Here is a 13,877-nt window from a genome sequence, read left to right as displayed (position 1 = left end):
TGAAGATATCGAGATCTCACCCTACCCATGAGCCTGGTTCTGATATTGAAGAAAATTGCGATCTTCCCGGCGGGACGACCGAACACATTGCGGGCTTAGCACCAGCGCAGGCTTGCGGTAAACTGGCCTCCAGTTACCTATTCGCAGGACATGCAAATGGACCAGTTTGCCCATATCAGTGCCCATGATGCCCACCAGAAGCTCGCTGCCGGTGAAGCCCGCCTCGTGGATATTCGCGATCCCCAATCCTTCGAGGCAGCCCATGCGGTCGGTGCCTTCCACCTCACCAACGGCACCCTGGTGCGCTTCATGGACGAGGTGGACTTCGACACCCCTGTCATCGTGATTTGCTATCACGGCAACAGCAGCCAGAGCGCTGCCCAGTACCTGCTGCAACAGGGGTATGACGAGGTCTACAGCCTGGATGGCGGCTTCGAGGCGTGGCGCCGGGAGTTTCCCATCGAGGCAGGCGACGCATGATCCAGCTGCTGGTGCTCGACAACGCCCGCATGGCCCAGGCGCTGGTGGACTATCTCGCCACCCTCGGCATCTCGTGCGAGCTGACCCAGTCAGAGCTCGGCGTCTCGGTCTGGCTGGCGGATGAACAGCGCCTCGCCCAGGCCCAGCTGGAGGTAAAGCGATTCCTGGCCGATCCGTCCCATCCCCGCTACATGGAGGCCTCCTGGCAGTCAGGTCAGGCGGATGCCCGCATCGATTACAGCAAGGGTATGACGGATCCCGTCACCGATTTCCTTCATCAGGCGGGGCCCCTGACCCTGGTAGTTATCATCGCCTGTCTGGCCATTTATGCCCTGGATGCCATCGGCCTGCCCATCTTCGACGAGCTGGCGTTCCACCCGACCCTGGCCCAGTTCACCGACTGGCAGGCGTGGCGTTACTTCACCCCGGCCTTTATCCACTTCTCGATACTACATCTGGTGTTCAACCTGCTGTGGTGGTGGTATCTGGGGGGCCAGATAGAGCAACGCCTCGGCAGCGGCAAGCTGCTGGTCCTGTTGCTGGTGGGGGCTGCCCTGCCCAATATCGCCGAGTTCTTCGTCAGCGGACCGCTGTTTGGCGGCCTCTCCGGTGTTGTCTATGCCCTGCTGGGCTACTGCTGGCTGCGCAGCAAACTGCAGCCGGCCTGCGGTATCACCCTGCCACCGGCCCTGATGGGTTTCATGCTGTTCTGGCTGGTGCTCGGCTTCTTCGACATGCTTGGCACCAGCACCGCCAACATGGTTCTTCTGGTGGGCCTGCTGGTAGGCCTGCTGCAAGGCTGGCTGGACAGACACCACCAGCCTGCCTGACGGCCGGACCTCGCCCCGGTCGCAGAAACGAAAACGCCGCCCCAAGGGGCGGCGTTTTTTTATGGTCTGCAGCGTTATTGCTTGAGCAGAGAACTGTCGGTGACCTGCACCGCAGTACCGCCACTCATAAAGAAGCTGCCGAACTGGGTCTGCATCTCGGTAGTGACGGCGCCGGTCGGGTCGAAGTTCTCGTCCGGTGCCAGCAAGGAGCTGTGACCGCCAGCCACGAAACGAGCCGCATGGTGGTTGGCTGCGCCGGTGGCGGTCAACGGTTGCAGGGCCAGCAGCTTGAACAGCGGCTCTGTGCCCCCCAGCGGAGCGGACGCTATGCTGTTCGGGATCACCTGATCCGACAGGCTCAGGGCACCGTCACCCACTATCTCGGTGGCAAACAGCGGGAAGTCCGCCTTGATGCCGCTGGCGAGGTTGATCGGATCCGCCGAATCCAGTACCGACTGGGCCGCAAAGCTGTAGCTCTGCAGCGTGCTGGCTGCGGCCGCCTGAGTGGTTGCACCCAGGCTAGGCAGGAACTCGTTGACGAAGCAGGTTGGCACTGCCGTCTGGCAGTTGGGCGCATAGGCGGTGAAGGCCGCCTTCAGCTCGGCACTGCCACCTGTCAGCACGCCCATCTTGATGGTCGGGCCGAAGGTCGGCGAGTTCAGCAACAGCGGTGCTATGCCGCCACCCGGCATGGCCAGACCACCGGTATCGAACTTGAACAGGGCATCCGCCGTCGGGTTGCCGATCGGCTGGTTGGCAACCGCCAGCAGGTTGGCTCCCGCAATGGCGCCCAGGGAGTGACCCAGGAAATGTACCTTGAGGTTGCCGGCACTGCCGATGGCGTTCTGGCTATTGGCCAGACCCACCGCCATGCGCAGACCCAGCAGATCCGCCACGCTCTGTTTCAGGTTGTCCCGCGCCACTGTCAGGTAGCTCAGGTTCAGATACGGCGTCGGATTGTCGGAGGTGGTCACCGTATCCATGCTGCCACTCAAGGCGAAGCCACGTTCACCGTGCAGCGGATGATCGATCACCACCACTGCGACATTTTTGCTGGCCGTGATGCCAGCGCCAATCTGCCCCAGTGCCAGCGCATAGGCGTTCTCTTTCACCGAGGTGACGCCGTGCTGATAGATGATCACATCGGTGATATTGGCCAGCGGCGCTGCCGCGAAGATCCGCATCGGCACTGACTGGACCTCTTCCAGCGCAGGCAGCGGATTGAAGCGACCAATGTTCTGCTCGGCATCCAGCGGCTTGCCGCCGGAGGTGAGGGTCACCCCGACCAGCTTGCTCGCCTCGGCCAGCAACTCGCTCTGACGAGTCGGATCGGCCATCAACTCTGCCAGCAGGGCCGGATCCACACCCGCGCCCACCAGACCGGCGATCACTTCGCTGTCAGATGCCTTCAGCGCATTGGCGATGGCGTACAGGCTGGGGATGGCACCGTGCCAGGACTGGGTCTTGGCTTTGTCCCATGAACCGGCGGTCGCCGGTGAGGAGAGGAAATAGGGCAGTTTGACCGTACCGGTGTAGACCTTCGTCATGCCGGCGATGCCGGTCAGCGTCGGGCTGGCGGCAACGGCGGCGGCAATGGCATCCTTCTGCTCCTGCGGCAGGAACTGCTCATTGTCCAGCTGGGTCAGGAAGTCATCGTTGCCGGTCACGGCCAGGGTATAGGTACCGGGCAGGCTGGTATTGCCCAACGCATCCTGCTTCCATACCTTGGCGGCATCCAGCCCCTGCAACACGACAGATGCGGCGGCGCCTTTCACGGCCACCAGCACATCGGCGCCGGACTGGGTACCGAACCAGTCGGAGAAGATCACGTGATCCGTGGCGATACCCGTTGCGGCCTTGAACAACCCTTCCTGCAGCGCGATCAGACCATTGATGGTCTGCTCCTGCGCATTGCTGCCCGCGTTGTTCTTGTAGTTGCTGTAGTCGCTACCTGCCCGTACCGGGCTGCCGGTGCTGTCTTTCAGCGAATCGGTGGCCACTATCATGTAGTAGGAAGAAGGATTGAGCGGCTTGAGCGGCACCAGATTCAACTTGCCAGCCGATGCGGCCACCACGAAATCCACCCCGTAGGTCAGCACCTTCTTCACGCCATTCGGGCGCAGCGCAGCGCTGTCGAAGGCAAGCTCCAGCAGGTAGAGCGGTGCCACAGAGGCACTGAACTCGGCCGCAGTCGGTGCCTGAACCTGAATGCCGGACGAGGTGACAGGCACGATCTGGATAGCCTGGGTCGTGGACCAGCCATCCAGCGTTGACATGGCAGAGACCGGATTGGAGAGATCTGCCGTCTCGGTAGAGAACTTCAGGGTACCATCGCTGGCCCGTGCCGCCAGGGCACTGGGGCGTACCGCATTGGAACCGGTCAACAGATAGTCGAGATAGCTTGAGGTATCGCCTTTGTTATCGTCACTGCCACCACAGCCAGCCAACAGGGCACTGACAACTGCGGCGTAAATTAGCTTCTTTTTCATATCCTTATCTCTTTTTAGTTGTTATCCATGATGTGCTGACGGGGGAGGGTGAAAACCCGACCGAACCATCTTAACAGCAACGCAACAATTGTTAAGCGTCTGGTCGGTCATCTGATCTGCTTTTTTTGTGTACAACATCAAGGAATTGGAATAGAAACGGGACTCGATAGGTTAACAGCTTCATTCCGGATACCAGACCCGACCAGCACGCCCTGTGTTCCTGATGGCAAAAAGCCACCCCGATCTCGGCAAAGGGGATGAATTGTCGGTAGAATGGCGCCATTGCTTAAGGAGAATCACATGATCGACCCGAAGAAACTGGAAGAGATCGCCAAACAGGTGCACAACTCCCTGCCGCCCGGCATTCGCAGCATGGGTGAAGAGGTTGAAAAGAAGATCCGTCAGGTGCTGCAATCTCAGCTCAACAAGCTGGATCTGGTCAGTCGCGAAGAGTTTGACGTACAGACCAAGGTGCTGCTGCGCACCCGTGAGAAGCTGACGGCCCTCGAGGCCAAGCTGGCACAGCTGGAACAGCAGTTTGGCGCCAAGGGCGAATAACCCGGCCGTCGCCGATGGCCCGCACAGCACATAAAGCAAACCCCAGCCTGGCTGGGGTTTGTTGTTTCTGGCTCGCCGAAGAGCAGCCGGCAGGGTCGATTAGCTAAGCGTAATCGGCCGACATATACGATTGACGCCTGTTTGAGGCCTACCGATTCCCATTCTGAACTCAGATGAACTCGTAGGCGTCGCCGAAGATGCGCTCAGGCTCGGCACCGAGGATCTTGAACTCCTCCCGCGCCGCACCCGCCATCTCGAAACGGCCAGCTACATAGATGTCGTAGTCATGCAGACTGACGAAATCATCCATGATGGCCTTGTGTACCAGCCCGCTCTTGCCGGTCCAGCCGCTTTCCGGCTCCTGCACCACAGGGATGAAGGTCAGCGGCGCATAATCGCTCGCCCACTGCTGCATCTGCTCCAGTTCGTAGAGCCAGTGGGCCTGACGCACACCCCAGTAGAAGAACACAGGACGCTTGCTGCCGGTATCGATCAGATACTCCAGGATGGAGCGGGCATAGGAAAAGCCGGTGCCTCCAGCCATCAGGATCAGTGGGCGCGGCGACTCTTCCCGCAGGAAGGCCTTGCCTGCCGCCAGTTCAACCTCTATTTCCCCCTGCTCGCGCATACGGGCCAGCACCTGGCCTGCGTAGGCATTCTCCGGGGTTGCACCGATCTGCAGCTCCAGCACACCGGGGCGAGTCGGTGAGTTGGCGATGGAGAAAGGACGCTTGTCCGAATCACTCATCACCACCAGCAGATACTGACCGGGTTTGAAGCTGATCTCTTGCAGCGGCGTCAGGACCACGTGCCAGATGGTGTCGACATATTCGCGCAGTTCCTCTACGCGGCACTTGATACGTTGCATTCTTATCCTTGTGACGGGCTCGCTCGGCCCGCTTTCGCTCATTGATTCACTGTGGACTGACGACCAGTGCATCTGGTCAGGTTCCCCGAGCATACCCAATTCCGCCCGGAGATCCTCAACCTTTTGCACCATGGCAGCCGTGTTTAGCCGAGAATATTCAGCTCGGCCCAGATGGAATCCACCTTCTGCTTCACCGCTTCGTCCTGGACTATGGGCTGACCCCATTCACGGTTGGTCTCCCCCGGCCACTTGTTGGTAGCATCCAGTCCCATTTTGGAACCCAGACCCGACACAGGCGAGGCGAAGTCGAGATAGTCGATGGGAGTGTGTTCGATCAGTGTGGTGTCACGGGCTGGGTCCATCCGGGTGGTGATGGCCCAGATCACATCCTTCCAGTCACGGGCGTTGATGTCGTCGTCACAGACGATAACGAACTTGGTGTACATGAACTGGCGCAGGAAGGACCAGACACCCAGCATCACCCGCTTGGCATGGCCGGGATAACGCTTCTTGATGGTGACCACCGCCATCCGGTAGGAACATCCTTCCGGCGGCAGGTAGAAGTCCACGATTTCGGGGAACTGCTTTTGCAGCAGCGGCACGAACACTTCGTTCAATGCCACCCCCAGCACGGCAGGCTCATCGGGTGGACGGCCAGTGTAGGTGCTGTGATAGATGGCATCGCGGCGCATTGTCATGTGAGTGATGGTAAAGACCGGGAACTCGTCCACCTCGTTGTAGTAACCGGTGTGGTCCCCATAGGGTCCTTCCGGCGCCAACTCGCCCGGCTCCAGATAACCTTCCAGCACGATTTCGGCACTGGCGGGTACTTCCAGATCGCAACTGAGGGCCTTTACCACCTCGGTGCGGCTGCCACGCAGCAAACCCGCAAACGCATACTCCGAGAGGGAGTCGGGCACTGGGGTCACAGCACCGAGTATGGTTGCAGGATCGGCGCCAAGCGCCACCACCACGGGGAAACGCTCCCCCGGGTGGGCTTCCTGCCACTCGCGAAAATCGATGGCGCCACCGCGATGATCGAGCCAGCGCATGATCAGCTTGTTCTTGCCGATCTTCTGCTGGCGGTAGATACCGAGGTTCTGGCGCTTCTTGTAGGGGCCGCGAGTAATGGTGAGACCCCAGGTGACCAGGGGCGCCACATCACCGGGCCAGCAGTGCTGGATCGGGATCTGGTCCAGATCGACCGCCTCCCCTTCCAGCACCAGTTGCTGGCAAGGGGCGGAGGAGAGCCGCTTGGTCGGCATGTTGAGCACCTGCTTGAAGATGGGCAGCTTCTCCATCAGCTCCTTGAGCCCACGGGGCGGCTCGGGCTCCTTCAGGTAGGAGAGCCAGGTGCCCACCTGGCGCAGGGCGCCGACGTTGGGCTGACCCATTCCCATGGCGACCCGATCCGGGGTGCCGAACAGGTTGGTCAGCACCGGCATGGAGTAGCCTTTGGGATTCTCGAACAGCAGGGCCGGGCCACCTGCACGCAGGGTGCGATCGCTGATTTCGGTCATCTCCAGATAGGGATCTATCTCGCGAGTGATGCGCTTTAGTTGTCCGTTTTGTTCCAGCTGCGCGATGAAATCACGCAAATCCTTGTATTTCATGCAGGTACCCTACCGGGTTCAGGAGATGCCGCATTATAACCCTGGCTGGGCAGCGGGTGTACCCGTATCAGGCAGCATCACTGAACTCGAATGGCGCTTTTCCTGTCGTGTGAGCCGATCGGCGAACTGGGCAAGCAACCTGGGTTCATCCATCTGCAGCAAGAGGCTGGCGACCTGACCGCTGTAATTGCGATTGCCAAGCTCGGCCAGCAGGAATTGCTGAGCCGCCTCGGGCAAGGGAGAGAGCTGGCTGAGCTGGTGCAGGGCTGGCTGTTTCAGGCGACTGTTGCGGCTGGCGGCGATCAGCAGGCTGCTTGCATCCTGACCCTGGTGAAAACGAGCCACGCTTTTCAGGGCAGCCACGCTATCGTGATCCACTGGTTGACGCCACAGCTTTAGATAGAGAGCGCTATCGCCGGTGCGTTCGACCAGTTGTCGCAGCAGCTGGTTATCGGGCAGGAAAATGTTCATGGCGGCAAGTCGATGGGCTTCACGCTGCAAAACAGAAGCAGGCTGCTGATCGAGCACCGCCAGCAGCGCCTCTTGCTGCAAGGCCAGTTCAGGGTTGCGGCTGTTGTATATCTGCTTGAACTGGAAGCTGTCCTGCGCCAGCAACTGGCGATAATTGCCCTGCCAGGCCTGCTGTTGCCAGCGGTTCAGCACCAGCCGCGCCGCAGCGGCAAAATCGTAGGCGGGCAGCTGGACCAGAAAGCCATCCACCTCTTTTTCTACCAGCCATCGGGGTGCCTTGACCGCCTGGGCGCGCACCCAGGCAAGCTGCTCCGGGGTACTGGCCCCGGAAGTCTTGCCGAGGGTGGCAAGCAGCTGGCACAGCAGATATTCGCGCTGGCCCACGGCCAGGGAGTCCAGCAGCGCATCGATGGCGGCAAACTGCCCCTGCTGCAATCGGCCAGCCAGAAAATCGAGATGGCCCTGCAATCCTTCGTCGGCCACCAGCGCAGCCCTGGGTGGGGAAGGAGGCGAGGCATGTGCCGGCAAGGCCATCAACCAGCCCAGCCATATCCAGAATACAAGCTTCATGACGTCCCTATCCTTGTGACATCGAGGTTTCATACTACTCAGGCGACCGGGAAATAGATAAACAAAAACCGCGACATGAGCCGCGGTTTTTCATTTTCCGACCAGATTACTTCTGCTGACGCCGCATGGAGTCGAAGAATTCGTCGTTGGTCTTGGTGGCCGCCAACTTGTCGATCAGGAACTCTATGCTGTCGATCTCACCCATGGGATGAATGATCTTGCGCAGGATCCACATCTTCTGCAGCTCATCACCGGTGGTCAGCAACTCTTCCTTCCGGGTGCCGGAACGGGTGATGTCGATGGCCGGGTAGATGCGCTTCTCGGCAATCTTGCGCGAGAGGTGCAGTTCCATGTTGCCGGTACCCTTGAACTCTTCGTAGATAACCTCGTCCATCTTGGAACCGGTATCCACCAGCGCGGTGGCTATGATGGTCAGGCTGCCGCCTTCCTCAACATTGCGAGCGGCGCCGAAGAAGCGCTTGGGTCTGTGCAGGGCGTTGGCATCCACACCACCTGTCAGTACCTTGCCGGATGACGGGATGACAGTGTTGTAGGCGCGGGCCAGACGGGTGATAGAGTCCAGCAGGATGACCACATCCTTCTTGTGCTCGACCAGACGCTTGGCCTTCTCGATAACCATATCGGCAACCTGAACGTGACGGGAAGCAGGCTCGTCGAAGGTGGAAGCAATCACTTCACCCTTCACCATGCGTTGCATCTCGGTCACTTCTTCCGGACGCTCGTCGATCAGCAGGACGATCAGTTCACAGTCCGGGTGGTTGTAGGCAATGCTCTGGGCGATGTTCTGCAGCAGCATTGTCTTACCGGCCTTGGGCGGCGCCACGATCAGACCACGCTGGCCTTTACCGATGGGGGAAGCCAGGTCCAGCACACGGGCTGTGATATCTTCGGTAGAACCGTTACCCCGTTCCATGCGCAGACGTTCGTTGGCATGCAGGGGGGTAAGGTTTTCAAACAGGATCTTGTTGCGGACGTTTTCCGGACGGTCGTAGTTGACCTCGTTGACCTTGAGCAGCGCGAAATAACGTTCGCCCTCTTTCGGTGGCCGGATTTTGCCGGAAACAGTATCGCCGGTTCGCAGGTTGAAACGGCGGATCTGGCTCGGGGAGACATAAATATCGTCCGGGCCAGCCAGATAGGAGCCATCTGCACTACGCAGGAAGCCAAAACCGTCGGTCAGGATTTCCAGCACACCGTCGCCAAAGATATCCTCGCCACCCTTGGCGTGCGCCTTGAGGATTGCGAAAATAATATCTTTCTTGTGCGCCCGAGCCAGATTTTCTAACCCCATGGATTCGCCAAGCTTTACCAGCTCGGACACAGGAGTGTTCTTTAATTCAGTCAGATTCATAGTGGTGAAAGTCTGTAAGCAAGGATTGAAATGAGGAGACAGTCTGCTGGATTGATGCTGATCGGATTTGACTTGCCAGGCTGCTGCTAAGCAAAGAGTCAGGCAAAAAGGTTAGCAAACGAACGATAAGCTAGCACCAATCGGGATGAGCGTCTAGGTGATAAAACACAAGGAGCGCATTATTGCAATGCGCTCCTTTTTGATTATTACAGGTTAACGTCCAGAAACTCTTTCAGCTGAGTCTTGGACAGGGCGCCGACCTTGGTCGCAGCCACTTCGCCATTCTTGAACAGCAAGAGGGTCGGAATACCGCGAATGCCATACTTGGGCGGCGTGTCGGCGTTATGATCGATGTTCAATTTCGCCACTGTCACACGACCGGCATACTCTTGGGCGACTTCGTTCAGGATAGGGGCAATCATCTTGCACGGACCACACCATTCGGCCCAGAAGTCGACCAGAACGGCGCCATCGGCTTTGATTACATCTGCCTCGAAGCTGGCATCGCTCAGCTGAACAATCTTGTCACTCATCTCCAACTCCAGTCAGTAATTAAGGCTTTATTGACGTATCAACAAAGGCAATAGTTGCCCTATTTGAAATGATCCTGTTTATTATTGCAAGCCTAACCTGATAACCTACCGCCATGAGCAAAACACACTTAACGACCGAAAAATTCGCCCAAATGGGCCTCGAACCCGAAGTTCTGGCTGGTCTGGAATCAAAGGGATTTCACTATTGCACGCCCATCCAGGCGCTGTCTCTGCCACTGCTGGTTGAAGGTCATGACCTCGCCGGTCAGGCTCAGACAGGGACCGGCAAGACCATTGCCTTCCTGGCCGCGACATTCAACTATTTGCTGACCCACCCGCTGAGCAATCCCCGTCTGGTTAACCAACCCAGAGCCATCATAATGGCGCCCACCCGGGAACTGGCAGTACAGATCTACAACGATGCCGACACCATTTCCGCATCCACCGGCCTGAAACTCGGCCTCGCCTACGGTGGCGAAGGTTACGACAAACAGCTGGCCGTGCTGGAGCAGGGCGTCGACATCCTGATCGGCACCACGGGTCGCATCATCGACTACTTCAAGTCCAAGGTGATCGATCTGAGCAACATTCAGGTCGTGGTGCTGGATGAAGCGGATCGCATGTTCGATCTGGGTTTCATCAAGGACATCCGCTTCCTGTTCCGTCGCATGCCTGCCCCGACCGAGCGTCTGAGCATGCTGTTCTCCGCCACCCTCTCCCTGCGGGTGCAGGAGCTGGCCTACGAACACATGAACCACCCGGAACATGTGCAGATAGAGCCGGAGCAGATGACCGGCATCCGCATTCAGGAGGAGCTGTTCTACCCCTCCAACGAAGACAAGATGCTGCTGTTGCTCTCCCTGATGGAAGAAGAGTGGCCGGAAAAAGCCATCGTCTTCGCCAACACCAAGCATGTCTGTGAAGACGTGCATGCGTGGCTGGAGAATGACGGCCACCGCGTCGGTCTGCTGACCGGTGACGTGCCGCAGAAGAAGCGGATGAAGATCCTGGAAGACTTCACCAAGGGTGCGCTCGATATTCTGGTCGCCACCGACGTCGCCGCCCGTGGTCTGCACATTCCTGATGTGACCCACGTCTTCAACTACGACCTGCCCGACGATGCCGAAGACTATGTACACCGTATCGGTCGTACCGGTCGTGCCGGCAAGAGCGGTCACTCCATCAGCCTTGCCTGTGAAGACTATGCCTTCAACCTGCCGGCCATCGAGGAGTACATCCACCACCCGATCCCGGTCAGCAAATATGACCGTGAAGCGCTGCTGGATGACGTGACTGCCCCGAAACGGGTCGTTCGCAACCGTCAGCCGGTGAACCGCAACATGCGGGATCGCCAGGGCGGTGGCAACAGCAACAACCGTCGTCGTCCGCCACGCAAGAGCTGAAGGACAGGCCCAGTTGCACAACTCGCCTCTCTATGCCGCCATTGACCTCGGCTCCAACAGCTTTCATATGCTGGTGGTGCGCGAGGTCGCCGGTGCCCTGCGCACCGTCACCAAGGTCAAGCGCAAGGTTCGCCTCGCCGCCGGGCTCGATCCGGAATTTCGTCTCAGCCGTGCCGCCATGGAGCGGGGCTGGGACTGCCTGCGTCTGTTCTCCGAGCAGCTGCAGGACATTCCGGCCGACAATATACGGGTGGTGGGCACGGCCACACTGCGCCTTGCCACCAACGTCGACGAGTTCCTGAGCGAAGCGGAACGGGTGCTCAACCACAGCATAGAGATCATCTCTGGCGAGGAAGAGGCCAAGACCATCTACGAGGGTGTCTCCTGGACCTCGGCCGGGGAAGGCAACCGGCTGGTGATCGACATCGGCGGCGCCAGCACAGAGCTGGTGATTGGCGAGCACAGCGAAGCGAAACTGCTCAACAGCCTGCACATGGGCTGCGTAACCTGGCTCAACAACCACTTCGGTGATGGCGAGCTGAGTGAAGCCCGCTTTGCGCAGGCGATTGCCGCTGCCAAGGCGGTGCTGGAGAAGGTGGCGGAAGATTACTGCGTCCTTGGCTGGCGCACCTGCGTCGGCGCCTCCGGCACTGTACAGGCGCTGCAGGAGATCATGCTGGCGCAAGGGAAGAGCGAGCGGGTCACCCTGCCCAAGTTGCAGGAGCTGATGGGTCAGGCCATCGCCTGCGGCAGGCTGGACCGACTGCAGCTGGAAGGACTGGCGGCCGAGCGGCTGACCGTATTCCCCTCCGGTCTCGCCATCCTGATCGCCATCTTCGAAACCCTGAACATAGAGAGCATGACCCTGGCGGGTGGTGCCTTGCGCGAAGGGCTTATCTACGGTCTGCTTGGCAACAATCACGACTGCGATGCCCGGGATCGTACCGCCGACAGCCTCATCAGCCGCTATCAGCTGGATAAAGAGCACGCCGAGCGGGTACGTGACACCGCCATAGAAGCGTTCAACCAGCTGCAACCGGCCTGGCGCCTATCCAAACGTTACGGTCGCCCTATCCTGCGTTATGCGGCCCTGCTGCACGAGATTGGCCTCTGTATCGAGTACAAGAAGGCCCCGCAACACGCGGCCTACATCATAGACAACATCGACATGCCGGGTTTTACCCCTGCACAGAAGAAGTTGTTGTCGGCCCTGCTGTTCAACCAGCGGGATGAATTCAAGCTGGAAACCCTGGAGAAACAGGGTGCCGTCACGGGTCGTCAGGCGATCCGGTTGGCCCGCATCCTGCGCATCTCGCTGATCCTCTGCATGCGCCGTACCCAGGGCACAGTACCCAACTTCACCCTGCAGGCCGAGGAAGAGGCGTTGACCCTGACCTTGCCCAAGGGGTGGATGGACGAGCACTACCTCCGCGCCAGCGAATTGCGTCTCGAAGTGGAACGCCAACAGAAGATGGGCTGGCCTACCCGCTTGCTGGAAGCCTGACCCAGAAACTTGCTCGTTTGGGAGCCGATCATGCCGGATTACCAACCCATCAGCTGCGATCTCTACGACTGGCTTGAAATTGCCGCCAGCTGGCAATTGCCGGTGACTCTCGCCAGCCGCGATGGCCACCAGTGGGATGACAAGATCCGCACCATCGAAGCCAGCGAGGGTATCGAGTATCTGCTGCTGCACAGTGGCGAGCGACTCAGCCTGGGGGATCTGGCGACCCTGCGCCTGAGCTGGCAAGGGGAAGAGAAGCTGATCCGCTTCGCCCCAACCAACTGAATCCGGTACGAAAAAAGAGGGCCAACCTTGGGTTGGCCCTCTTTTTTAATCAGCGGCTCACACTGGCAGTTAACCCGCCGCCAGCGCTGCCATCACGTAGACATCGAAGCGGTTGCTCTTGGTCTCGATGGCCATGCTGGGCTTGTGCTCGTTGAGCCAGCCTGCGTAGTCGGGGCGCTTCACCACCACCCGCTTGTCCGCCATCTGCAGCGCGGCCGGCAGCAGGGCATCCGCATCGAGATCCGGCCCCACCAGCGACTGGAACACCCGCATCTCTTTCTTCACCAGCGCCGACTTTTGCTTGTGAGGGAACATGGGATCGAGGTAGATGACATCGGGCCGCTCCGGCAACGCCAGCAGGTTGTCCACCGCCGGCCCTTGCAGCAGGCGCATCCGCTCGCTGACCCAGGGACCTATCTCGGGATCCTGTGCCGCCCGCATCAATCCATCCTGCAACAGGGCCGCCACCACAGGGCTGCGCTCAATCAGGGTCACCTTGCAGCCGAGGGAGGCCAGCACGAAGGCGTCTCGGCCGAGCCCGGCGGTGGCATCCACCACGGTAGGCATTGCACCGGCCTTGAGCCCGACCGCCTTGGCAATGGATTGACCGCGCCCGCCGCCAAACTTGCGGCGATGGGCCACCGCCCCTTCCACGAAGTCCACATAAACGGCACCCAGCTTGGGTTCGTCCAACTTGCGCAGCTCCAGCCGCTCAGGCGTAAACACCAGCGCAAACTGGGGGTAGTCGGTCTGGTTCAGCTGGCTGGCCAGCGCGTGTGCCTGCGCGGCCTTGGTGGGGTCTTCGAGGAGGATTTGCATGGTCTTGGCTGCGTTCTAAATTCAATGAGCGGAGTGTATCACAGCCCCTTTATGCGGCTGTAGGGTGTGTCGTATCGGGGCA

At 59.6% G+C, this 13,877-nt stretch carries 13 protein-coding genes; 6 read left to right on the top strand and 7 right to left on the bottom strand.

Translation table 11 applies throughout. From position 1 onward, the window contains the following. The first annotated feature begins 156 nt into the window (after positions 1-156). On the top strand, positions 157-480 hold the full coding sequence (gene glpE, locus GWQ29_RS19760; protein ID WP_021139521.1) for a thiosulfate sulfurtransferase GlpE: 324 nt from the start codon (positions 157-159) through the stop codon (positions 478-480). Further along, positions 477-1,310: a rhomboid family intramembrane serine protease GlpG gene (glpG, locus tag GWQ29_RS19755; RefSeq protein WP_265422465.1), complete on the top strand. Its 834-nt coding sequence runs from the start codon at positions 477-479 to the stop codon at positions 1,308-1,310. The genes glpE and glpG overlap by 4 nt, the downstream gene beginning before the upstream one ends. A gap of 74 nt (positions 1,311-1,384) precedes the next feature. On the opposite strand, the gene GWQ29_RS19750 is transcribed toward glpG, so the two are convergent. Then, on the bottom strand, positions 1,385-3,799 hold the full coding sequence (locus GWQ29_RS19750) for a VolA/Pla-1 family phospholipase (RefSeq protein WP_275910035.1): 2,415 nt from the start codon (positions 3,797-3,799) through the stop codon (positions 1,385-1,387). A gap of 300 nt (positions 3,800-4,099) precedes the next feature. Here GWQ29_RS19750 and GWQ29_RS19745 point away from each other — a divergent pair, with 300 nt between their 5' ends. After that, the gene (locus tag GWQ29_RS19745; RefSeq protein ID WP_005320662.1) at positions 4,100-4,357 is read left to right on the top strand and encodes an accessory factor UbiK family protein; all 258 of its coding nucleotides are present in this window, start codon (positions 4,100-4,102) and stop codon (positions 4,355-4,357) included. A 169-nt stretch (positions 4,358-4,526) separates the two neighbouring features. On the opposite strand, the gene fre is transcribed toward GWQ29_RS19745, so the two are convergent. From fre to trxA, 5 genes are all read right to left on the bottom strand, one after another. Continuing rightward, positions 4,527-5,225 (bottom strand): NAD(P)H-flavin reductase, encoded by a 699-nt coding sequence (gene fre, locus GWQ29_RS19740; RefSeq protein WP_275920146.1) that lies wholly within the window; start codon positions 5,223-5,225, stop codon positions 4,527-4,529. A 143-nt stretch (positions 5,226-5,368) separates the two neighbouring features. Then, positions 5,369-6,838 carry a 4-hydroxy-3-polyprenylbenzoate decarboxylase gene (ubiD, locus tag GWQ29_RS19735; protein WP_005320666.1) on the bottom strand — a complete coding sequence of 490 codons (1,470 nt, stop codon included), beginning with the start codon at positions 6,836-6,838 and terminating at the stop codon, positions 5,369-5,371. A gap of 33 nt (positions 6,839-6,871) precedes the next feature. Then, positions 6,872-7,879 (bottom strand): hypothetical protein, encoded by a 1,008-nt coding sequence (locus GWQ29_RS19730; RefSeq protein ID WP_265434572.1) that lies wholly within the window; start codon positions 7,877-7,879, stop codon positions 6,872-6,874. Between the two features lie 106 nt (positions 7,880-7,985). Beyond that, positions 7,986-9,251 (bottom strand): transcription termination factor Rho, encoded by a 1,266-nt coding sequence (gene rho / locus GWQ29_RS19725; protein ID WP_005320670.1) that lies wholly within the window; start codon positions 9,249-9,251, stop codon positions 7,986-7,988. Between the two features lie 206 nt (positions 9,252-9,457). Continuing rightward, the gene (gene trxA / locus GWQ29_RS19720) at positions 9,458-9,784 is read right to left on the bottom strand and encodes a thioredoxin TrxA (RefSeq protein WP_005320671.1); all 327 of its coding nucleotides are present in this window, start codon (positions 9,782-9,784) and stop codon (positions 9,458-9,460) included. A gap of 113 nt (positions 9,785-9,897) precedes the next feature. Between trxA and rhlB the strand changes: the two genes are divergently transcribed. Genes rhlB through GWQ29_RS19705 form a run of 3 tightly spaced genes read left to right on the top strand, consistent with a single transcriptional unit; the run spans position 9,898 to position 12,976 of the window. Next, positions 9,898-11,187 carry an ATP-dependent RNA helicase RhlB gene (rhlB, locus tag GWQ29_RS19715; RefSeq protein WP_219598080.1) on the top strand — a complete coding sequence of 430 codons (1,290 nt, stop codon included), beginning with the start codon at positions 9,898-9,900 and terminating at the stop codon, positions 11,185-11,187. A gap of 13 nt (positions 11,188-11,200) precedes the next feature. Further along, positions 11,201-12,691 carry a guanosine-5'-triphosphate,3'-diphosphate diphosphatase gene (gene gppA / locus GWQ29_RS19710; RefSeq protein ID WP_058406732.1) on the top strand — a complete coding sequence of 497 codons (1,491 nt, stop codon included), beginning with the start codon at positions 11,201-11,203 and terminating at the stop codon, positions 12,689-12,691. A 30-nt stretch (positions 12,692-12,721) separates the two neighbouring features. Further along, positions 12,722-12,976 (top strand): Rho-binding antiterminator, encoded by a 255-nt coding sequence (locus GWQ29_RS19705; protein WP_275910036.1) that lies wholly within the window; start codon positions 12,722-12,724, stop codon positions 12,974-12,976. Positions 12,977-13,045: 69 nt separating this feature from the next. On the opposite strand, the gene GWQ29_RS19700 is transcribed toward GWQ29_RS19705, so the two are convergent. Beyond that, on the bottom strand, positions 13,046-13,795 hold the full coding sequence (locus GWQ29_RS19700) for a class I SAM-dependent methyltransferase (RefSeq protein WP_021139514.1): 750 nt from the start codon (positions 13,793-13,795) through the stop codon (positions 13,046-13,048). Positions 13,796-13,877 lie beyond the last annotated feature (82 nt).

This window comes from Aeromonas sp. 2HA2 (genome assembly GCF_029237345.1).
Lineage (GTDB): Bacteria > Pseudomonadota > Gammaproteobacteria > Enterobacterales > Aeromonadaceae > Aeromonas > Aeromonas salmonicida.
This window is presented reverse-complemented; position numbering and strand designations above follow the sequence as displayed.